Here is a 20,103-nt window from a genome sequence, read left to right as displayed (position 1 = left end):
ATGAAAAACAACGGCGCGCTCGCATCGCCTGCCAAAGCATTCAACTCACGCGAAAGCCTGATTTTGCTGCTGCTCAAACTGCGCACCTTTATTGCGCTGTTTCTCATTGTCGGCTTCTTCGCTATCACGGTGCCCGATTTCCTCGCGGTGGGCAGCATGGTGATCATGGTGAAACACATCGCCATTAACGCCTTCCTCGCGCTCGGCATCACGTTTGTCATTATCACGGCGGGCATCGATCTCTCTATCGGCGCTACGCTCGGCCTGTGCGGCATGATCGCCGGCTGGCTGATTACCAAAGGCATTGTGTTGCCGATGTTTGGCATCGCTATCTTCCCCAGCGTATGGCTAATCGTGCCGATTGTATTGCTGATTGGCGGGCTGATTGGCGCGGTCAATGGCTGGATCATTACCCGCTATAACGTGGCTCCGTTCATCTGCACGCTCGGCACCATGTACATCCTGCGCGGCACGGCGATGCTCACCTCGGGCGGCGAAACCTTCCCCGGTTTGCAGGGCAATGAAATGCTGGGGAATACCGGATTCGACAAGATTGGCGCTGGCTATTTCCTTGGTTTGCCGTGGGCCATCTGGATGATGGTGCTGCTGGCGCTGGTGATTGCCTACGTGGCGCGCCGCCTGCCGTTTGGCCGTCAGGTTTACGCGATTGGCGATAACGAACGCGCCGCTGAACTCTCGGGCGTGAAAGTGAAGTCGGTGAAAATATGGGTCTATGCCATCTCCGGTTTTTGCGCGGCAATTGCTGGCATCGTGGTCTCGTCGCAGCTGGTGGCCAGCCATCCGGCGAACGGAACCTCCTTTGAAATGAACGCGATTGCCGCAGTGGTGCTGGGCGGTACCTCGCTGGCGGGTGGACGCGGCACCATTCTTGGCACGCTGATTGGTGCCTTTGTGATCGGCTTCCTCGCCGACGGTTTGATCATGATGGGTGTGAGCGAGTTCTGGCAAATGGTGATCAAAGGCATCGTGATTATCGTGGCGGTGATCATCGACCAAATGCAGAGCCGCATGCAGCAGAAAGCGGCGGTGGTGGCGCAGAAAGCGCTGATTGAGGAGGGCGGTAGCCCGGCAAAAAGTTAATCGGTGGGTGCAGGCGCTGATTGTCTGCACCTTTTTTTCTTCATCACGAATAAATATTCATCCATGCTTTAAAATTCAGAGGTGTCTATGAATCCTTTCAAATACTCGGTAGCGGATCTGGCAGCGAAAGCGCGCGCCGTGCGCCGCCGCATCATCCAGCTTAATGCGGGCAGCCCGGCGGGCGGTCACACCGGTGCCGATCTCTCACAGGTTGAGATCCTTACCGCGCTCTATTTCCGCATCCTGAACTGCGCGCCAGATCGCACCAACGATCCGCAGCGCGACATCTATATCCAGTCGAAAGGCCATGCGGTGGGCGGTTATTACTGCGTGCTGGCAGAAGCCGGTTATTTCCCCACCGAATGGCTGCCGACTTATCAGCATTCCGATTCGCATCTGCCGGGCCATCCGGTGCGGCAAAAAACGCCGGGCGTTGAGCTGAACACCGGCGCGCTGGGTCACGGTTTACCGGTGGCGGTCGGCATTGCGCTGGCGGCGAAGAAAGATAACAGCGACCGACGCATTTTTGTCGTCACCGGTGACGGTGAGCTGGCGGAAGGCAGCAACTGGGAAGCGGCGCTGGTGGCGGCGCATTACGGCCTCGATAACCTGGTGATCATCAATGACAAGAACAAGCTGCAGCTGGCGGGGCATACGCGCGACATCATGAATACCGATCCGCTGCCGGAAAAATGGCGCGCCTTTGGTCTGGATGTGAGCGAGTGCAACGGCAATGACATGGCGGCGGTGGTGGACGCCATCGAAAACCTGCCGCGCAACAGCGGCAAGCCACAGGTGATTGTGGCGCATACCGAAAAAGGCTTCGGCATCTCCTTTATTCAGGGCAAACCGGAGTGGCATCACCGCGTGCCGAAAGGGGAAGAGATTGCGTTGGCACTGGAGGAATTAAAAGATGAGTAATGCAAAACATTTGGCGACGGTAATGGTTGAGGCATTTATTGATGCGGTTAATCGCGGTGTCGATTTAGTGCCGGTGGTGGCCGATTCCACCTCAACCGCGAAAATTGCGCCCTTTATCAAAGCATTCCCCGATCGCCTGATCAACGTGGGTATCGCGGAGCAAACGCTGGTGGGCACCGCCGCCGGTCTGGCAATTGGCGGCAAAGTGGCCGTGACCTGCAACGCCGCGCCGTTCCTGGTTTCCCGCGCCAATGAGCAGGTTAAAGTCGACGTCTGCTACAACAACACCAACGTTAAACTGTTTGGCCTGAATGCCGGTGCCAGCTACGGCCCGCTGGCCAGCACCCATCACAGCATCGACGACATTGCGGTGATGCGCGGCTTCGGCAACATCGAAATCTATGCGCCATCCTGCCCGCTGGAGTGCCGCCAGATTATTGAGTATGCGCTGGCGCATGTCGGGCCGGTGTATATCCGTCTGGACGGTAAGGATCTGCCGCAGCTGCACGATGAAAACTATCAATTCCGTCCTGGCCAAATCGACGTGTTACGTGAAGGTCATGACATTGTGCTGGTGGCGATGGGCTCGACGGTTCACGAGGTGGTTCACGCCGCCGAGCAACTGCATGAGCAAGGCATTACAGCAGGTGTGATCAGCATTCCATCGATTCGACCTTGTGATACCCAACAGCTGCGCGAGCTGTTAAATCACTATCCAGCGGTCATTACCGTGGAAGAACACAACGTCAACGGCGGCGTCGGCAGCCTGGTGGCGGAAGTGCTGGCGGAAGGCGGCTGTGGCATCCCGCTGCTGCGTTTGGGCATCCCCGACGGCGAATACGCGATTGCTGGCGATCGCGCCTCCACCCGTGCCCGACATGGCATTGATGCCGCCAGCGTGGTGAAGAGTGCAGCGCGCATCTGTGCAGGAGCGTAAAGATGGCAGGTTCGTTGATACTGGCAATTGATGAAGGCACCACCAACGCGAAAGCGATTGCGGTCGATCGTGCCGGCAATGTGGTGGCACGCGGCAGTCAGTCGCTGACGCTGGAACATCCGCAGCCGGGTCTGGCGGAGCAGGATCCGCTGGCGATATGGCAGGCGGTGAAACAGGCAGTGAGCGCTTGTCTGGCGCAGTGTGCGGGGGCGCAGGTTGCGGCGGTGGCGATCAGCAACCAGCGCGAATCGGTGCTGATCTGGCAGCGACATAACGGTCAGCCGTTGACGCCGTTGGTCAGCTGGCAGGATCGCCGCTCGGAGGCGTTTTGCCGCGATCTGCGCGTGGCGGGTAAAGCACCGCGCATCACCGGACTCACCGGGTTGGCGGTGGATCCGATGTTCCCGGCCGGTAAACTTACCGGCATGCTGGCTGCGTTGCCGAATGGATTTGCGCGCGCGCAGGCCGGTGAACTCTGTATCGGCACCGTGGATAGCTGGCTGAGCTGGCAGCTGAGCGGCGGCGAAAGCTTCGTCACCGATCATGCCAATGCGGCACGCACCCAACTCTACAACCTGCACAGCGGCGACTGGGATGATGAATTGCTGGCGCTGTTCCATATTCCCCGCGCGGCGCTGCCGCAGATTGTGCCCTCGGCCAGCGCGCAAGGCGTGGTGACACGCAACGATATTCCCGGTTTAGCGCCCGGCACGCCGATTTTGTCACGCATCGGCGATTCGCACGCTGCGCTGCAAGCGCAGCGCAACGGCAGCGAAGAGGTGGTGAAAGCCACTTACGGCACCGGTTCATCACTGATGATGTCGATGGCGACGCCGTTGCTGACGGAAAATGGCCTCAGCACCACGGTGGCGTGGCACGACGGCACGCTGCGCTATGCCTTTGAAGGCAACATTACCCACACCGGTTCCGGCGCGGCGTGGCTGGGCCGCATGCTTGGCATTCATGATCCGCGAGAACTCACTGCGCTGGCGCAGCGCAGCGAACACAATCAGGGCATCTATTTTGTGCCGGCGCTTTCCGGTCTTGGCGCGCCCTGGTGGGATTTGAAAGCGCGCGGCATGGTATGTGGGTTGACCGATGCGGCGACGCCGGAGGTGCTGGCGCGCGTGGCGCTGGAGTCGATCACCTTCCAGATCGCCGATGTGTTTTTTGCCATGGAGCAGGCCAGCGGCGTGCAACTTCCTGCGCTGTGCGTGGATGGCAGCGCCACGGAAAATAGCTGGTTGATGCAGATGCAGGCCGATGTATTGCAGCGGCCACTGAAACGCGTGCCGACGGCAGAAGTTTCTGCGCTGGGCGCCGCGCTATTAGCGGGTCGCACCTTAGGCTGGTGGCAGCAGGGCAGTGAGATGCAGGCGTTACAGGGCGGTAGCGTGATCACGCCGCGAGAGGATCAGGCGAAAAACATGCAGGAGAATTATCACGGCTGGCTGGATGCGGTGGCGCGTTGCCGTTATCAGCCGCATTGATTACCGTTATTTAAATCGCGCACGCTTCGTAGCGGCGCGATTTATCGCGCTTTGTAGACGTGTATCTCATGCCACATAGCGCAATAAATTGTGCCGCTACGATGTTGTACGGTGATAAACGTCCAGCGCTACTGGAAACGGTTGGCTTTATCACGCGCCAGACGTTCCAGCGCAAAAATCACCTGCTGTAGCTGGCGTTCCTGAATCGGTTCGATGGCGGTAAAGCGGAAGCTGAGGCGCGGTGTGGCGCGGGTTTCATTCTTGCTGGTCACTACGGTGCGTTCACCAATGTGCAGCAGCTGTGCTGTCACCTCAAAGTGACCATACTCAGCTAAATCCACGCGCAGGTTTTTAAAGGTATCGCCGCGATTGAGGCCTTCCGGTAGCGCTTCGTCCAGCAGCACGCCGACGCCGCCCAGTGACAGATCCTGCAGGCGGAAACGCGCGGTACGCCCATCAGGCCACTGGCTGTGGCAATAAAAAACCGGTTCCAGTGGCGCATTGACGCGAAAGAATTCACGACGTTGAATCTGCCACACCAGTTCCGGCAGCGACGCAGCAAAAGCGGGTAAGCCTTCGAATTCAACCCGCTGTAAACCGGTTAAGCCAAATTCGACTTTGGCACCGTGCGTTTCGGCGGCAATATTCACTTCGCCACCTTGCAGCGCTAAATCGTTATCCAGCGCGTTGCTGCCGAGGTCAAAGATCACCTGATCTTCATCGGCTGACAGCAAGCGACTGATAAACTGACCGCGCGAAAAATTCACCATCAACAGGGTTTGAAAACGCAACAGGTCCTTCATCACGCCCAAAACCGCTAACGTGCCTCGCTTGAGGTATTGTTCTTTATCGGCTTCTCCCACGTCCTGCTCCACTTATCCGATTGTTATTTTCACGACTGACAATGCTGTTCGTCAGTTATCGGCGTCGATGCGCTAACCTTTAGTCAGCTAACGGCTATTTACTGCGGCAAGTTGGGATGCAGATCATAAAATCCCGTCTATACTAGAGGCGGTGAACACATTGATTAATAACGTAAGGAGCAGTACATGGGTATTCTTTCATGGATTATTTTTGGTCTGATTGCCGGGATTATCGCTAAGTGGATTATGCCGGGTAAAGATGGCGGCGGCTTTATCATCACCGTGGTTCTGGGTGTGGTGGGTGCGGTTGTTGGTGGCTGGATCAGTACCCTGTTTGGTTTCGGTAAAGTTGACGGTTTCAACTTTGGCAGCTTCGTGGTGGCAGTGATTGGTGCCATTGTGGTGCTGTGGATCTACCGTAAAGTGCGAAGTTAATCGCGCGAGGATTTGATGAAATCCGCCATCCCGCAAAGGGTGGCGGATTTTTTTTATGCCTGATTAAAAGTCGTAGCCCACCGTGGCCATGACCGTGCGCTCGGCACCGCGATAGCAGTAACCGGTGCCGTAACAGGCGGCCAGATACGTCTTATCGGTCAGGTTGTTGGCATTCACCTGCAGCCAGGCGCCTTTCAGCTTTGAGTTCCATGCGCCAAGATCGGCGCGAACCGACGCATCAAACAGCGTTACCGATGGCAGACGCGTGGTGTTCTCGTTATCCGCCCACTGTTTACCGATATAGCGCACACCCGCACCGGCGCTCAAGCCGTAGTCAAACTGATAATGTCCCCACAACGATGCCATGCTGTTCGGCGTCACATACGGCGTATGGCCATCGTTACCGTCCACCGAATCTTTAAAGCGCAGATGATTTAGTGTGTAGCCGGCGATGGTGCTAAAACGCGACGTCAGCTGATTACGCGCCTCAAGTTCAATGCCCTGCGAATGCACTTTGCCCGACGGCGTGTAAGTGCCGTCCAGCACGTTACGGTTGGCGACATCGTCCTGGGTCAAATCGTACACCGCGATTGAGTACATATCGCGCGTGCCCAGCGGCTGATATTTCACGCCCGCTTCATACTGCTCTGACGTAGTCGGTTTTAGCTGATTGCCGAAAGGATCGGTTAACGAAGCCGGCGTTATTGCCTGGCTCCAGCTGACATAAGGCGAGATGCCGTTCTCGAAGGCATATAACAGTGCAGCGCGGCCGCTGATGTGATCGTCCTGACGACGGCTGGTGCCGTTTTCCGACACGATGCGATCGTAGCGTCCTGACAAATCCAGATGCCAGCGATCGAGCTGCAACTCATCCTGCAGATACAAACCGGTTTGATAGTAGCGGCGCGTCTGCGATGTCCAGTCGAAGTCTGGCATGATGCCCACTTCTTCGCCGTTCCACGCATTCAGCGCGCTGGCGGCACCGCTGGCTTTGGTGATGTCGTTTTTATAGCGATGGTATTCCGCGCCCAGCGTCACGCGATGCTGAACCGCGCCGGTAGCGAAATCGGCCTGCAAGCGGTTGTCGTTGGCCCACGCGCTCAGCGATGAACGCTCACCGGAGTAGTAGCGGTTCAGCAGGTCTGGATTCGTTGCGTTCCAGCCAATCTGATAAACCTGATCGAGCTCGGTATTGGAGTGGCTGTAGCTGCCGGTGGAGTACACCGACCACACATCGTTGAAGCGATGCGAGAAGTCATAGCTGTAAATCTGCTCGCGACGTTTGAACTGATCGAGCGCAGTGTCACCTTCATAGAAACTGTCGCTCAATTTGCGGCCATTATGGCTATAGAGCGTGCCTTCCGCCGGTACCGAGCCGTGATAGCCGCCGGACGGATCTTTCTGCAGGTAGGCGCGCAGCACTAAGTTGGTATCTTCACTTGGCTGCCACATCAGCTGTGGCGAAATCGCATATTTCTCTTCACGGGTGTGATCGTATTGGGTATCGCTGTTGCGCGTAATGCCGGTTACGCGAAATGCCCACTGATCGTTGATGGCGTTGGTGTAATCAAAGGCGGCGTTATTGGTGGCGTTGGTGCCGGTCGCCAGGCGGAAGTGGCCCTCTTCAGCAAACTGCGGGCGCTTGCTCACCATATTCACCAATCCGCCCGGCACCGTTTGGCCGTAGAGCGCGGAGGAGGGACCTTTAATCACATCGATGCGGTCGAGGAACCAGTTATCCACCTGCAGGATGTTGAAGCTGCCGCCGTCACTCATCACGCGCAGGCCATCGAGGAAGGTGTTATCGACATCGCCGCCGTGGAAACCACGCAGCGCGATGGTGTCATAACGCGTGGCCGCGCCGCCAAAGTTGGTGAAGACGCCCGGCGTGTAACCCAGCGCCTGATTGAGATCCTGCGCGCCCTGATCTTCCATCTGCTGACGCGTCACTACCGAAATTGACTGCGGCGTAGTGATCAGCGGCTGATCGCTTTTGCTGGCACCGCTGCTGCGCGTGGCGAGATAGCCCTGCGTCGGCGAGGTGGCGCTCTCTTGCGGTTGCGCTGTCACGACAATCGACTCTTCAGCGAAGCTTGCCGCGGGTAAAGCCAGCGCAAGCGCGCACAGTACGCGGCCACGTTTAAGGGTAAACAACGAGGTCATGAGAGGTTCCTGTTATTTTAATGGGAATAGCTATCGATATCAGATTGAGAATTATTATCTTTTGTCGCGAATGTTTCAAGATGTGAGTTTGTTGCTAGAGGGATGTGAGGAAAATGCACAGATGACAGGCACGAGCCGTAGCGGCGCGATTTATCGCGCATTGCACTGGCGAAACCTTACCCAGGTTCGGATCGCGCAGTAAATCGCGCCGCTACGGGAATGTGCAGTTGCCGGGCTACTTCGCCCGGCAGAATAGCGGTAATTACTTCGCGCGACTTAAAACCGGCATATTCGGGATATCGCCAGCGTTATTACAGGTTTTGTCTTTCGGGCAGTACTTATCCAGCAGCTTCAGCGTCACGCCATTGGTCCAGCCGAAGCCGTCCTGCAGCGGATATTCACCGCCGCCACCGCCGCCCAGCTGCGCGCCTTCAACCACGTATTTCTCGACCAGCTTATGTTCCTTGTCGTAGGTCGCCTGCACGTTCTGCAGGAAGCGCTGACCAATCTGTTGCGCCAACTTCGGCTGCTTGTAATGCTCCAGACCTTCTACCGCCACCCATTGCAGCGGCGCCCAACCGTTTGGTGCATCCCATTGCTGGCCGTTATTCACCGTGGTGGTCACCAGTCCGCCGGGTTTCAGCAGCTGTTTTTCAACTGCGGAAGCGGTGCGTTCAGCTTGCTTATCGCTCGCGAGCTGCATATAGAGCGGGAATAGCGTTGCAGCGGTCAGCTGTGAATGCACCTGCTTCTTCTGGAAATCGTAATCGGCGTACCAGCCTTTTTTGTCATCCCAAAGGTAGCGATTGATCGCCGCCTGACGTTTCTCAGCATCCGCCGCGAACTGTTTAGCTTTGTCATCCTGCTTATCCAGTTTGGCGGCTTTAGACAATGTTTGTTCGAGGTGGAAAATCAGGCTGTTAAGATCAACCGGTGCCAGCTGCGTGGTACGGATGGACGCCAGATTGTGCGCATCGGTGAACCAGCGCGAACTGAAATCCCAGCCCGAAGCCGCGCCCGCACGCAGATCGCGATAAACCTGCTGTTTATTGCGTTCCGGCGCTTTATTCGCGGTGTTGACGTCATCCAGCCAGGATTCGGTACGCGGCGCATCGCGATCGTCCCAGTAACGGTTAAGCAGCGTGCCGTCGCTGAGTTTGATCACGCGTTTGCTGGCCTGGCCGGCCGCCACTTTGTCGCTGTCCGCCATCCAGTAATCGTACTCTTTCTGCAGCTGCGGCAGGTATTGGCGATAGACGTCGTCGCCTTTGTGCGTTGCCAGCAGGTCAACCATCAAGCTGAAGAACGGCGGCTGCGAGCGGCTGAGATAGTAGCTGCGGTTGCCGTTGGGAATATGGCCATATTTGTCCAGCTCGGTGGCGAAGTTATCCACCATATCCTGCACGCGATCCCAGTGACCGCTCTCCGCCAGGCCAAGCATGGTGAAGTAGCTGTCCCAGTAATACACTTCGCGGAAGCGTCCGCCAGGCACCACATAAGGTTTGGGCAGCGGCAGCAGCGAATCGTACTGACTGGCACTTTGCGCGGTACGCGTCAGCACCGGCCATAAACCGTTGATGTGCTCACGCAGGCTTTGCCCGGCGGGCGGCACATATTTGTCACCCTCTTTTGGCAGCGTGAAGTTGCTGTCGACAAAATGCTTGAGATCGAAGTTGCGCTGGTTTTTTTGCATCTGCCAGTCGGCCAGAATCGACGAGGGATTGGATTTCGGCACCGCATCGGCGAAGGTTTTCTGATCCGGATAAAATTTAGCCTGTTGTACCGCATTGAACAACGGTCCCAGGCGCACATCCGGTGGCTGCGGTTGGTTGCTGAGCATGCGGCTTTGATCGTCGGCGTGTGCGGCGCTGGCACCGGCCAGCAACGCGGCGCTAAGTAAAAAGGTCAGACGCGCGGGCGTGAATACGGCATTTTTTATCATCGGTTTTTCTCCTTGTCCGAAAAGGTGGTGTGCTAACGCATTGACCACCCGAACAACTTTAGTCGTAATCGCGCCGCTTAGCCTCGCACAGCGGTGGAAATGTGAAGCGCCCGGAATTAATCACGTGAGAAATTGCCTCAAGGCTAAGGTTTTTGCTTGCCCTGTACGGCTATTTGCCTGAGGCTGAAGCAAAAAAAGGAGAGTCGTATGGAGATAATCTGGTATCACCCGTCGCTGGCGCCGCAAGGTTGGCTGGAGGGTTTGCGTCAGCGTTTGCCGGAGGCGCGCGTGCGTGACTGGCAGCCGGGCGACAACGCGCCGGCCGATTATGCGGTAGTGCGTTCTCCGCCGGTCGAGATGCTGGCGGGGCGTCAGCTGAAAGGTGTGTTTGCCATGGGCGCGGGCGTCGACGAGATCCTCAAACAGCTGCGTGACAATCCACAGATGCTGGCCGACACTGTGCCGTTATTCCGCCTGGAAGATACCGGCATGGCGCGCCAGATGCAGGAGTACGCCAACTGGTGTGTGCTGGGCTGGTTCCGCCGTTTTGCCGACTATCGTCAACTGCAGCAGCAGGCTTGCTGGCAGGAGCTGGACGGTTTCGATCGCGAAAACTTCACCATTGGCGTGCTCGGCGCGGGCGTATTAGGCCGTAGCGTGCTGGAGAGTTTGCGTCAGTGGGGCTTTCCGTTACGCAGCTGGAGCCGTTCGCCGAAGCAGATCGACGGTGTGCAAAGCTTTCATGGCCGCGAACAGCTCAATGCTTTCCTGGCGGGCACGCAGGTGCTGATCGATCTGCTGCCGACCACGTCGGAAACCACCAACCTGATTGATAGCCAGCTGCTTAACGCATTGCCGCACGGCGCCTGCTTCATCAACCTTGCGCGCGGTGCGCATGTGGTAGAAGCCGATCTGCTGGCGGCGCTCAACAGCGGTCAGCTGGCCGCCGCCGCGCTGGATGTGTTCCAGCGCGAGCCGCTGCCGCAGGATCATCCGTTGTGGTCTCATCCGCATGTCACAATCACGCCACATACTGCGGCGATTACCTTGCCAGGCGAGGCGATGGATTACATTGCGGATGCCATACTTGCTCTGGAGCAAGGTCAACAGCCGGGTGGTTTAGTCGATCGCCAGCGCGGTTATTAATTCCCATTGGGTCAGGAGATGAAGATGTATCCCGTTGATTTACATATGCACACCGTTGCCAGCACGCACGCTTACAGCACGCTGCATGATTATGTGGCGCAGGCGAAACAGAACGGCCTGAAGCTGTTCGCGATTACCGATCACGGCCCGGATATGGCCGATGCGCCGCACTATTGGCATTTCGTCAACATGCGCATTTGGCCGCGCGTGATTGATGGCGTTGGCGTGCTGCGCGGTATCGAAGCCAACATCAAAAATCAGCAGGGTGAGATCGATTGCAGCGGCCCGATGCTGGATGCGCTGGATCTGATTGTCGCGGGCTTCCACGAACCGGTTTATGCGCCGCGTGACAAAGCACATCACACTGAAGCGATGATTGCGGCGATGGCGGGCGGTTTGGTGCATATCATTTCGCATCCGGGCAACCCGAAGTTCCCGGTGGATATTCGCGCAATTGCCGAAGCCGCCGCGCATTACGATGTGGCGCTGGAGATCAACAACTCCTCCTTTACCCATTCGCGTCCGGGTAGCGAACCGAACTGTCGCGCCATTGCCGAAGCGGTGCGCGATGCCGGTGGACGTCTGGCGTTTGGCTCCGATTCGCATACCGCGTTTACGCTGGGCAATTTCGAACACTGCCTGCGCATCACCAGCGAAGTGGATTTTCCCGAAGATCGCGTGTTAAATGTCACGCCGCGTCGCCTGCTCGACTTCCTCGCGTTGCGCACCGGCAAAACGATTCCCGAATTTGCTGATTTTTAACTTTTTTACCTCAAGGAATTCTGTTGCATGAATGAGTTTTCCATACTCTGCCGCGTCATCGGCTCGCTGTTTAATCGCCAGCCGCAGGATCCGCTGCTGGTGCCGCTGTTCACTCTGCTGCGTGAAGGCAAACTGCAACAGCAGTGGCCGTTGGAGCAGGACGAACTGTTGACGCGCCTGCAGCAGAATAGCGATCCGCAGGCGCTGGCCGCTGACTACAATGCGCTGTTTGTCGGCAGCGAGTGCAGCGTGCCGCCGTACGCATCACAGTGGCCAAACGGTGTTGCTGAAGCAGACGTGCGTGAGTTTCTCAGCGCGCGCGGCATGCCGCTGAGCGAAGCGCCTGCCGATCACTTTGGCGTGCTGCTGCTGGCGGCATCCTGGCTGGAAGATCAGTCGGCAGAGGATGAATCTGCCGCGCAGCTGGCGCTGTTTGATGAGTATCTGCTGCCGTGGTGCGGCGCGTTCCTCGGCAAAGTGGAAGCGCATGCCACCACGGCATTTTACCGCACGCTGGCGGTGCTGAGCCGTGAGGCGATGCAGGCGATGTACGACGAACTGAACGAAGAGCAGGGCGACGAGGCGTAATCGTTACCAGCTTGCTGCGCTGCTGCCGAGCTTCACGCCTGGCGTTGCGCAGATCATTGGCGTGCCGGGCAAATACGCTGCGGCACGCAATCTCGCAGCAATTCCCCACTGATTGATTTCTACTATGCTTAGCGCGTCATCGTGCTGCGCGTGTATACCGTTTTGCGCATTCTGCGGCGCGGCACCGAACTGCTGCAACAGCCGCGCGGTGCGTGCCAGCGATAAGCGCGCCTGCCAGCCAATGCCGTTGGTCAAGCGCTGACGCAAACCTTCCAGCACCGCGGCGGCCATCAGATAACCGGTTGCGTGGTCGAGCGCCTGCACCGGCAGCGGCGTTGGTTGATTATTGCCGCTCCAGCGCATGCCTTGTTCGGCGATGCCGCAGCCCATCTGTACCAGACTGTCGAAGCCGCGCCGGTTGCGCCACGGCCCGCTCCAGCCCCACGCATTGAGGCTGACATCCACCAGGCCCGGCGCGAGTTGGCGGCGCGTATCGGCATCCAGCCCGAGTTTTTCCAGCGCATCAGCACGATAACCGTGTACCAGCACATCGCTGTGCTGCAACAGCTGGCGCAGCTGCTCGCGCCCGGCGCGGGATTTGATATCAAGGCGCGCACAGCGTTTGCCGCAGGTGATCTCCTCTTCCAGCGTGGGTTCGTGCCAGTCGGGCGGATCGATGCGCAGCACCTGCGCGCCGAGGCTGGCGAGAAAACGTGTCGCCACCGGTCCGGCAATGATGCGCGTGAGATCCAGTACGCGCACGCCGAGCAGCGGCCGCGCGGGCGACAGTAACCAGGCGGGCGGCGGGGCGGCGTCGGTGGCCTGTTGGGCAATCAGCGCTTCCTGCTGCACGGCGCTGCCTTGCGGATGCTGCAGCCATTGCGCTTCGCTGCGCATCTGCGCGGCGCAGCCGCCGGCATCAATCACCGCCTGTTCCAGCGTGGCGGCGGGCCAGCGGGCCACCGCATCGGCCAGCGCGGCACGATCGGCATGCTGGCCGAGCACGCGCTCCATCGCCGCACGATGATGAGCCGCGTTGGTGTGCAGGCGGATCCAGCCGTCGGCGCTGGCGTAATCACCGGCGAATTCATCCCACAGCGCAGCAGGCGGTCGATTGAGCGGGATCAGGCTGTGCTGAAACCAGCGCGAGGCGAGACGGACATTAACGCTGACCGGCGCGGATTGGCCGAGCAGATCGCTTAGCGCCTGGCTGGCGAGGCCGATGCTGGTGGCCGCCAATTCGCTGACGGCAAAGGCAGAGGAAAAAGTGTCGGGCTGGAGAAAAGTCGGCGAGGGAAGCGGGTCTGCGCCTCGCAATCCCTGCCACATTTGCTGCCACAGTGCGGCAGCACGTTGAGAATCCATGTTGAGTCTCCGGAAAACGCGCGAGACTCAAGCATAGCAGAGCGGATTAACGGCGGCGTAAGCGCGGGAAACGCGCGTGCATCCGCAGGTTACGCAGGTTGATCACCGCAATCGCGGTGCCCAGCACCACCAGTGACGCACCGAGGATCTTGAAGCTGTTCATGCTGTCACCCAAGACGAAAACGCCCATCAATACCGCCAGCACCGGCGTCAGCAGCGAATAGGGCATGATCAGGTTGACGTTGTATTTCTTCAGCAGCGCGTACCACAGCGTATAGGCAACAATCGACGAGGCGAGCGCGCTATAAAGAATGCCAAACCAGCCGCGCCAGCCGGCGTGGCTCAGCGCGTAAAACTGATGGGATTCGGTCAGCCACGAAGCGGCACCGACAATCGGCACCGCAAGGAAGGAGATCCAGCCGGTGAGCGTCAGCGGTTGTATCGGCGGCGATTTTTTCACAATCATATTGCTGATTGCCCAGCCAAACGCGCTGCACAACAGAATACAGAGCACCCACCAGGCCGGAATGGTCGGACTGCCCGACAGCACCGCCACGCCGCTCAGCGAAATGGCGATACCAAACAGCTGCACCAGCCGCAATTTCTCTTTGAGAATCACCATCGCCAGCAGCATGGCAATCGGCGTACCGAGCTGAACCACGATGGCGCCGGTGCCGGCATCGGTGTAGCGCATGCCGACAAACAGCAGCGAGAAGTGCATAAAACCGAAGGTGAACGCCAGCGTCAGCAGCCACGGCAGTTGCGCGCGCGTAATGCGGCAGAATGGCACCAGCACAATCGCTACCACCACAAAGCGCATCCAGGTGAGAAACAGCGGCGGAAGTTCCAGTAATCCCCACTTCACCGCCACGTTGTTGAAAGCCCAAATGGAAACCACCATCAGAACCATTAAAAAATGCCGCACTGCCACGAGGTCTTCCTTCACGCTGTACAAAGATGATCACCGGCTAATGATGGCATGAAGGCGCGGACTTCGGGCATGTCGGGCAACATTTTTTTCGCATAAGCATTAGCTTATGCAGGAAAAAAATAAGACATGTCGCTGATTTACTGTCAAAGTGGATGTCCGAAAGGCGACCATAACGAGGACCGTATTCGGCATGACACACACCCGCGCTTTACCTCTTGCTCTGATTCAACTTGAAATCCCGCCGCCGCAGGTTGTGGCGCAAATTGGTGAACAACCCCGCTGGTTTATCGACGCGCTGCAACTGCAGCCCGATGACTATGTGATTGTGCGTCCGCATCTGGGCGATGATTTACCGGCCTTTGACCGCGTCAGTGGCGCGATCCTCAGCGGTTCCTGGGCGATGGTCACCGATCACGCTGACTGGAGCGAACGCACCGCCGCCTGGATTCGTGGCGCGCTGGAGGCGGAGCTGCCGCTGCTGGGCGTCTGTTACGGGCATCAACTGATGGCGTATGCGCTGGGTGGCAAAGTGGGCGATAACCCGCAGGGCTGGGAGCGTGGACTGAAACCGCTGACGCGCAATGCGCAGGCGCACAACGACCCCTGGCTGGCCGATCTACCGGGCGAGTTTCAGGCGTGGTTGTCACATCGGCAATCGGTGTTAACGCCGCCTCAGCATGCGCAGGTGCTGGCGAGCTCGGCGCAGGATAGTTGTCAGATTTTGCGTTATTCACCGCAGGCGCTGTCGGTGCAGTTTCATCCGGAATTTACCCGCGAGATTATGACCGCCTGTTTACCGGCGGGCGTCAGTGACGATGGCACGGTTCTTTCAGGCGAAGATTGGTCGCGCGAACTGTTGCGCAGCTTCTGGCTACAAACGCGGCCGCAGCCGCGCGCGCAGGCTCAGGGCGCGTAGTTGCGCGTGCAGCGATAAACCCACGCAGGTGGCATATTTTTCAGCACCCGCTGGCGTTCCCAGGTGAAGTAGCGTGACAAATTTGGCTGGGTGAACGAGGTGTATTGAAACTGCACGAATACGCCGCGTGGACCCAGCGCATCATGCACCGCACTGAGGATGTTATCGCGCGTGGCGGGCGGTAATGACAGCAGCGGCAGGCCAGAAAAAATCACATCATATTCCCCGGCGAGATATTCCGCCGAACAGGCGCGTACCTGCATGCGCGCATCAGGCAATCCACGCAGGCTTTTCACCAGTTCCGGGCAGATTTCGAACACATCAAGCTGTGCTTGCGGTGACATGCGCGCCAGCACGTGGCGTGTGAGCACGCCATCACCGGCGCCCAGTTCGGCGATACGCAGGCTGTTATCCCAGTTCACCGCATCGCACATGGTGCGGCACAGCGCGGCGGAAGAGGGCGTGATGCTGCCCATTTTGCGCGGGTTGCGGATAAATTGCTGAACAAAGTTCGCTTTGGCGCGCATTAACGTCAGGGCTGAAGCCAACATCTGTTTCTCCTGGTTAGTATCCTGCTTCATATTGACCACATATTTCGCCCATGTTCCGCTTTTTGCGGCATAAGCGGGAAAACTCGGAATTATCTGTAGCGGCCTGCGCACGCCACATTTCCCTCGGTGCGGTCACAGTTTCCCCTTTTACGATCTGACAGGCTGGCGTGGATCGCCCAATGTTAATAACAGGTTTCATAGTTGTTAATCGCCACTCTGTCCCGCAAGGAGAAACACCATGCGTTACGCTGCTCCGGGAGAACAAGGTTCTCTCATTACTCTGCAATCGCGTTATGGCAACTTTATCAACGGCGAATTTGTTGCGCCGGTGAACGGTAATTACTTCGTCAACACTTCACCGATCAATGCTTCTACCATTGGCGAATTTCCCCGTTCGGACCGCGCCGATATCGATAACGCCGTGGCTGCCGCCCAGGCCGCTGCCGATGCGTGGGGCAAAACCTCGCCGCAGGCACGCTCGCTGATGCTGCTGAAAATTGCCGATCGGCTGGAAGAGAATCTGGAATATATCGCGGTCAACGAAACCTGGGATAACGGTAAGCCGGTGCGCGAAACGCTGGCGGCGGATCTGCCGCTGGCGGTCGATCACTTCCGCTATTTCGCTGGCTGCGTGCGTGCGCAGGAAGGCACCGCCGCTGAAATCGATGAGTTCACCGCCGCCTATCACTTCCACGAACCGCTGGGCGTGGTCGGGCAAATCATTCCGTGGAACTTCCCGCTGCTGATGGCGGCATGGAAACTGGCGCCGGCGCTTGGCGCAGGTAACTGCGTGGTGTTGAAACCGGCCGAGCAAACGCCGCTTTCGATTACGCTGTTTATGGACGTGATCAAAGATCTGCTGCCGCCGGGTGTGATCAACGTGGTACATGGTTACGGCAAAGAGGCAGGCGAAGCGCTGGCATCCCATCCGGGCATCGCCAAAATCGCCTTCACCGGATCCACTGCCACCGGCGGCCATATTCTGGAGTTGGCGGCGAAAAGCCTGATCCCGTCCACCGTTGAATTGGGCGGCAAGTCACCGAACATCTTCTTTGAAGACATCATGGATGCCGAAGAGAGTTTCATTGAGAAAGCGGCAGAAGGCGTGGTGCTGGGCTTCCTTAATCAGGGTGAAGTTTGTACCTGTCCGTCGCGCGCGCTGGTGCAGGAATCGATTTTTGAGCCGTTTATGGCGGCGGTGATGAAGCGCATCAAAACCATTAAACGAGGCGATCCGCTGGATACCGAAACCATGATTGGCGCGCAGGCGTCGCAGCAGCAGTTCGACAAAATCCTCTCTTATCTGGAAATTGCGCAGCAAGAGGGCGCGCAGGTGCTGCACGGCGGCGGCGTAGAGAAAGTGGGCGAAGAGTTTGCCAGCGGCTACTACATTCAGCCGACGCTGTTGAAAGGCGATAACAGCATGCGCGTGTTCCAGGAGGAGATATTTGGCCCGGTGGTTGGTGTGCTGACCTTTAAAGATGAAGCGGAAGCGCTGGCAATCGCCAATGATTCGATTTACGGACTTGGCGCGGGCGTCTGGACGCGCGACATCAATCGCGCCTATCGCATGGGCCGGGCCATCAAAGCCGGTCGCGTGTGGACTAACTGTTATCACCTCTATCCGGCGCACGCGGCGTTTGGCGGCTATAAGAAATCGGGTATTGGTCGCGAAACCCACAAAATGATGCTCGATCATTATCAGCAAACGAAAAACCTGCTGGTGAGCTACAGCACGCAACCGCTGGGTTTCTTCTGATTGAATATGGCGGCGGGGCAATCTCGCTGCCTTTTCATCTCTTCGTCATCTTGCCGCTGCAGGATATTCACTTCGCCAGAATTTTCTGATCAAGGTGGCATCTTTAAGCCAGGTCTTGTGTGTTTAAAGGAGGCGATTGGGCAGAATAGCCCACCTATTTTCAAGGAGATTTCATGAACACGTTGTATAACTACCTGGAACAGCATGATGAGATGCTGGACGGTGTGGAGCAAAATATTATTACCGTTAACCTGCCTGGGCGTCAGGCGGTGTATGTGATTGGCCAGAACGATGCTGACCTGCTGCTGGAAGTAAAAGCGCGCGAAATCGCCACGGCACAGCGCATGGAAACATTGCGTCAACTGGAGAGCCAATTCCGTTTTTAACCTTTCTGTTTTGCCTCATTCGATGATCAATTCGTCAGAAATATCGCAATAAAAAAGCCGCTATCACAAGATAACGGCTTTTTTGTGGTGCGATGCGCAGATTACTTCACGCAGGCGGCACAGTTATTGTGAATCTGCTGGAAGAAGTCGTTTCCTTTGTCATCCACCAAAATGAATGCCGGGAAGTTTTCCACTTCAATCTTCCAGATCGCTTCCATGCCGAGTTCGGCATACTCCACGCATTCCAGACTCTTAATGCTCTGCTGTGCCAGCACCGCAGCCGGGCCGCCGATGCTGCCCAGGTAGAAGCCGCCGTGTTTTTGACACGCATCGGTAACCTGTTTGCTACGGTTGCCCTTCGCCAGCATCACCATGCTGCCGCCATTGGCCTGCAGCAGATCAACGTAGGAATCCATACGACCTGCAGTGGTTGGGCCGAGTGAACCGGAGGCATAACCTTCTGGCGTCTTCGCTGGACCCGCGTAATAGACCGGATGGTCCTTGATGTACTGCGGCAGGCCTTCGCCGTTATCGATGCGCTCTTTCAGCTTGGCGTGCGCAATGTCGCGCGCCACGATAATGGTGCCGTTAAGCGACAAGCGGGTTGAGACCGGATAAGCCGACAGCAGCGCCAGAATTTCGCTCATCGGCTGGTTGAGATCGACATGCACCACTTCGCCTTCACCCTGCTGACGCAGCGCTTCCGGAATATAGCGGCCTGGATTGTCTTCCAACTTCTCAATCCAGATGCCTTCACGGTTGATCTTGGCCTTGATATTTCGGTCTGCGGAACATGACACGCCCATACCCACCGGGCAGGATGCGCCGTGACGCGGCAGACGCACCACGCGGATATCATGCGCAAAATATTTACCGCCAAACTGCGCGCCGAGGCCAAGCTCCTGCGAGGCTTTCAGCAGTTCTTCTTCCAGCTGAATGTCGCGGAACGCCTGACCATGCTCGTTGCCTTCAGTCGGCAGCGAATCGTAATAGTGGGTTGAAGCCAGTTTGACGGTTTTCAGCGTGGCTTCGGCTGAAGTCCCGCCAATCACAAACGCGATATGGTACGGCGGACAGGCCGCGGTACCCAGCGACATCATTTTATCGATCAGGTAGTTCTTCAATTTGGCGGGCGTAATCAGCGCTTTGGTTTCCTGATACAGATAGGTTTTGTTGGCGGAACCGCCACCTTTAGCGATGCACAGGAATTTGTATTCGTCGCCATCAACGCTGTAGAGGTCGATCTGCGCCGGCAGGTTGGTGCCGGTATTCACCTCTTTATACATATCCAGCGCGGCATTCTGTGAATAGCGCAGGTTATCTTCAATAAAGGTGTTGTAGACGCCTTGCGACAGTGCGGCTTCATCGCCGCCACCGGTCCAGACACGCTGGCCTTTTTTGCCCATGATGATGGCGGTGCCGGTATCCTGACAGGTTGGCAGCACGCCTTTGGCGGCAATTTCAGAGTTACGCAGGAACTGCAGGGCGACGTATTTGTCGTTCTTGCTGGCTTCATCGTCGGCAAGAATGGACGCGACCTGCGCCTGATGCGAGGCGCGCAGCATGAAGGAAGCATCGTGGAATGCCTGCTTCGCCAGCAGCGTCAGCGCTTTGGGATCGACTTTCAGGACTTCTTCGCCATCGAAGTTGGCCACCGAGACGTAATCGCGGCTCAGCAGATAGTATTCGGTATCATCTTTGGCGAGAGGAAAGGGATCCTGATAATAGAAGGGTTTGTTCGACATGTTGGCTCACTTAGCTTCGTGTGGCCCGCCAGCATGACGGGCGACAAATTAGGCAGTTTGTTATTCGATTTTCTCTCGCCAGCCCTCCGCAGGGGCTGACTG

Annotated in this window: 18 protein-coding genes; 11 read left to right on the top strand and 7 right to left on the bottom strand. The window is 57.6% G+C overall.

Annotated elements, in window-relative coordinates; translation table 11 throughout:
- From ACVLVH_RS15065 to ACVLVH_RS15050, 4 genes are all read left to right on the top strand, one after another.
- Complete coding sequence (locus tag ACVLVH_RS15065) at window positions 1-1,101, top strand: ABC transporter permease (protein WP_498949646.1); 1,101 nt, start codon at window positions 1-3, stop codon at window positions 1,099-1,101.
- 87 nt (window positions 1,102-1,188) lie between these two features.
- On the top strand, window positions 1,189-2,022 hold the full coding sequence (locus tag ACVLVH_RS15060) for a transketolase (protein WP_192234240.1): 834 nt from the start codon (window positions 1,189-1,191) through the stop codon (window positions 2,020-2,022).
- The gene (locus ACVLVH_RS15055; protein ID WP_101760785.1) at window positions 2,015-2,959 is read left to right on the top strand and encodes a transketolase family protein; all 945 of its coding nucleotides are present in this window, start codon (window positions 2,015-2,017) and stop codon (window positions 2,957-2,959) included. The genes ACVLVH_RS15060 and ACVLVH_RS15055 overlap by 8 nt, the downstream gene beginning before the upstream one ends.
- A 2-nt stretch (window positions 2,960-2,961) precedes the next feature.
- Window positions 2,962-4,449, top strand: a complete 1,488-nt coding sequence (locus ACVLVH_RS15050) for an FGGY family carbohydrate kinase (RefSeq protein WP_498949643.1) — start codon at window positions 2,962-2,964, stop codon at window positions 4,447-4,449.
- A 128-nt stretch (window positions 4,450-4,577) separates the two neighbouring features.
- On the opposite strand, the gene ACVLVH_RS15045 is transcribed toward ACVLVH_RS15050, so the two are convergent.
- Entirely contained in the window at window positions 4,578-5,312 is a 735-nt protein-coding gene (locus ACVLVH_RS15045; RefSeq protein WP_110865957.1) for a flagellar brake protein, read from the bottom strand.
- Window positions 5,313-5,498: 186 nt separating this feature from the next.
- On the opposite strand from ACVLVH_RS15045, the gene ACVLVH_RS15040 reads away from it, so the two are divergent.
- Window positions 5,499-5,747: a GlsB/YeaQ/YmgE family stress response membrane protein gene (locus tag ACVLVH_RS15040; RefSeq protein WP_008102737.1), complete on the top strand. Its 249-nt coding sequence runs from the start codon at window positions 5,499-5,501 to the stop codon at window positions 5,745-5,747.
- Between the two features lie 63 nt (window positions 5,748-5,810).
- On the opposite strand, the gene ACVLVH_RS15035 is transcribed toward ACVLVH_RS15040, so the two are convergent.
- Together ACVLVH_RS15035 and treA are read right to left on the bottom strand one after the other, a co-directional pair.
- Window positions 5,811-7,910 (bottom strand): TonB-dependent siderophore receptor, encoded by a 2,100-nt coding sequence (locus ACVLVH_RS15035; RefSeq protein WP_309835004.1) that lies wholly within the window; start codon window positions 7,908-7,910, stop codon window positions 5,811-5,813.
- 262 nt (window positions 7,911-8,172) lie between these two features.
- Window positions 8,173-9,852 carry an alpha,alpha-trehalase TreA gene (treA, locus tag ACVLVH_RS15030; protein ID WP_498949640.1) on the bottom strand — a complete coding sequence of 560 codons (1,680 nt, stop codon included), beginning with the start codon at window positions 9,850-9,852 and terminating at the stop codon, window positions 8,173-8,175.
- A 207-nt stretch (window positions 9,853-10,059) separates the two neighbouring features.
- Between treA and ghrA the strand changes: the two genes are divergently transcribed.
- Genes ghrA through ACVLVH_RS15015 form a run of 3 tightly spaced genes read left to right on the top strand, consistent with a single transcriptional unit; the run spans window position 10,060 to window position 12,348 of the window.
- The gene (gene ghrA / locus ACVLVH_RS15025; RefSeq protein ID WP_498949638.1) at window positions 10,060-10,998 is read left to right on the top strand and encodes a glyoxylate/hydroxypyruvate reductase GhrA; all 939 of its coding nucleotides are present in this window, start codon (window positions 10,060-10,062) and stop codon (window positions 10,996-10,998) included.
- Between the two features lie 24 nt (window positions 10,999-11,022).
- Window positions 11,023-11,760, top strand: a complete 738-nt coding sequence (locus ACVLVH_RS15020; RefSeq protein ID WP_137385589.1) for a phosphatase — start codon at window positions 11,023-11,025, stop codon at window positions 11,758-11,760.
- Window positions 11,761-11,787: 27 nt separating this feature from the next.
- Window positions 11,788-12,348, top strand: coding sequence for a TorD/DmsD family molecular chaperone (locus ACVLVH_RS15015; RefSeq protein ID WP_277974761.1), 561 nt, complete (start codon window positions 11,788-11,790; stop codon window positions 12,346-12,348).
- A gap of 3 nt (window positions 12,349-12,351) precedes the next feature.
- Here ACVLVH_RS15015 and ACVLVH_RS15010 read toward each other — a convergent pair whose 3' ends face one another.
- Entirely contained in the window at window positions 12,352-13,713 is a 1,362-nt protein-coding gene (locus ACVLVH_RS15010) for a CoA transferase (protein WP_277974762.1), read from the bottom strand.
- Window positions 13,714-13,759: 46 nt separating this feature from the next.
- The gene (locus tag ACVLVH_RS15005; protein WP_101760776.1) at window positions 13,760-14,644 is read right to left on the bottom strand and encodes a DMT family transporter; all 885 of its coding nucleotides are present in this window, start codon (window positions 14,642-14,644) and stop codon (window positions 13,760-13,762) included.
- A gap of 190 nt (window positions 14,645-14,834) precedes the next feature.
- Here ACVLVH_RS15005 and ACVLVH_RS15000 point away from each other — a divergent pair, with 190 nt between their 5' ends.
- Window positions 14,835-15,560 carry a glutamine amidotransferase gene (locus tag ACVLVH_RS15000; RefSeq protein ID WP_280172714.1) on the top strand — a complete coding sequence of 242 codons (726 nt, stop codon included), beginning with the start codon at window positions 14,835-14,837 and terminating at the stop codon, window positions 15,558-15,560.
- Here the strand turns inward: ACVLVH_RS15000 and ACVLVH_RS14995 are convergent.
- The gene (locus ACVLVH_RS14995; RefSeq protein WP_137385593.1) at window positions 15,548-16,111 is read right to left on the bottom strand and encodes a class I SAM-dependent methyltransferase; all 564 of its coding nucleotides are present in this window, start codon (window positions 16,109-16,111) and stop codon (window positions 15,548-15,550) included. The two genes, ACVLVH_RS15000 and ACVLVH_RS14995, sit on opposite strands and share 13 nt — an antisense overlap.
- Window positions 16,112-16,349: 238 nt before the next feature.
- Here ACVLVH_RS14995 and exaC point away from each other — a divergent pair, with 238 nt between their 5' ends.
- Together exaC and ACVLVH_RS14985 are read left to right on the top strand one after the other, a co-directional pair.
- On the top strand, window positions 16,350-17,870 hold the full coding sequence (gene exaC, locus ACVLVH_RS14990) for an acetaldehyde dehydrogenase ExaC (RefSeq protein ID WP_222233283.1): 1,521 nt from the start codon (window positions 16,350-16,352) through the stop codon (window positions 17,868-17,870).
- 173 nt (window positions 17,871-18,043) lie between these two features.
- Window positions 18,044-18,256 (top strand): hypothetical protein, encoded by a 213-nt coding sequence (locus tag ACVLVH_RS14985; RefSeq protein WP_110865967.1) that lies wholly within the window; start codon window positions 18,044-18,046, stop codon window positions 18,254-18,256.
- Between the two features lie 101 nt (window positions 18,257-18,357).
- On the opposite strand, the gene fumA is transcribed toward ACVLVH_RS14985, so the two are convergent.
- Entirely contained in the window at window positions 18,358-20,001 is a 1,644-nt protein-coding gene (fumA, locus tag ACVLVH_RS14980; protein ID WP_137385595.1) for a class I fumarate hydratase FumA, read from the bottom strand.
- Window positions 20,002-20,103 lie beyond the last annotated feature (102 nt).

It is taken from the genome of Kluyvera sp. 1366 (assembly GCF_054823405.1).
The sequence above is the reverse complement of the archived record's forward strand: the minus strand, read 5'-3'. Positions and strand labels throughout refer to the sequence as shown.